Here is a 1,503-nt window from a genome sequence, read left to right on the forward strand (position 1 = left end):
TGACGTGCTACCCAAAAGTTGAACTTTTGGATTTAGGCTGATTTCAAGGTATGTTTCCTGAATTGTTCAGGAGACATGCCTTTTAATTTTGTCTTGATTCTATATTTATTATAATAATTAATGTACTCATGAATGCTCTCTTCCAATGATGTATAAGATTCAAATGATACACCATAAAACATTTCTTGCTTCAAGATGCCAAAGAAATTTTCCATAGCGGCATTATCCAAGCAGTTTCCTTTCCTAGACATGCTCATTGTGGCACCAAAAGATTCAAGCAGATGAACCCAACTTCTATGTTGATAGTGATAGCCTTGATCAGAGTGAACGACCAATTGATTCAATTGAGATTGATGTGTATTTAAAGCACGATGCAACGGATCAGTTGCGATGTCTAAAGTTGGTGAATGACTCATTTTATAAGCAATAATTTCAGAATTGTAGCAATCCATGATTGTGGACAGATAGAGCTTCCGTCCTTTGATGGGCAACGCAAACTCTGTCACATCTGTCACCCATAGTTGATTGAATTGATCAGATTGAAAGTGACGGTTCACATGATTCGGTGCGACTTTTCCAATATTACCTTTGTATGAACGATATTTCTGTCTAGATTTATTTTTGAACTTCTGGCATAAAAGATTGTGTAATCTCATAATACGCAGTAAACGTTTATGATTCACACGTATCCCTTCTGACTGTTCTAGCTCTACTTGAATTCTTCTGTAGCCATATCGCCCTTTATGCTTTGATACGATTGACTTCACTTTGTCTACCAGCCATTGATTCTTACGCGTCTGATCATCCATATGCTTCACCCAGTAGTAGTATACAGACTTCGGTAGCTGCATCACTGCTAAAATGTCTTTTAGAGTATACTCTGTCTCTTGCCTTACTTCGATGGCTACCTTTACTTGTTGTCTGTTGGATTTTTCGGTAAGGCGTTCAACTTTTTTAAAATAATGTTTTCTAGTTTTGACATTCGTAACTGTTCTCTTAGGCGTTCAAGTTCTTCTCGTTCTGTCTCATTTAGTGGCTCGTCCCGATTTGTTGTCTTATTATTGCTTTGATCATCTTTAACCATATGTTTTCTCGATCTCCCTAAGTGACTGTCTAGAGCAGCCGGACCACATTCAAGTAGTTTACGCTGCCAATTTGCGATCATTGAACTATTCTTGAGTCCAAAATGAATCGCTGTTTCTCTATAAGACAGTTGATTTTCTTGTCTGTATTGTAAAACAGCACGCTTAAATTCACCAGAGTAGTGTGTATGTGTCATAGATTTAGCTAAGCCCTCATCACCAAATTGATTATATTGAGTGACCCATATTTTAATCAATGAATCTCGAATACTATATTTTTTACTTAGATATTGAAATCCACCTTCGCCATTTAAATAATCTGTTACGACTGTTAACTTAAATTCAAAACTATGTTTATTATTTTTCATACAAAAACTCCCCTTAAGTTGAATAGTAAGTACAACTTAAGGGGAGCACGTCA

The 1,503-nt window shown here is 36.3% G+C and carries 1 protein-coding gene and 1 pseudogene; both read right to left on the minus strand.

The genetic code is table 11. The annotated features are described in order from the left end of the window. Positions 1–32: 32 nt before the first annotated feature. A pseudogene (locus IR135_RS11465) lies at positions 33–938 on the minus strand (IS3 family transposase); the annotation flags it as partial. Then, positions 911–1,450, minus strand: a complete 540-nt coding sequence (locus tag IR135_RS11470) for a helix-turn-helix domain-containing protein (protein WP_135099499.1) — start codon at positions 1,448–1,450, stop codon at positions 911–913. The gene IR135_RS11470 and the pseudogene IR135_RS11465, both read right to left, overlap by 28 nt. Positions 1,451–1,503 lie beyond the last annotated feature (53 nt).

The organism is Jeotgalicoccus nanhaiensis (assembly GCF_015235105.1).
Lineage (GTDB): Bacteria > Bacillota > Bacilli > Staphylococcales > Salinicoccaceae > Jeotgalicoccus > Jeotgalicoccus nanhaiensis.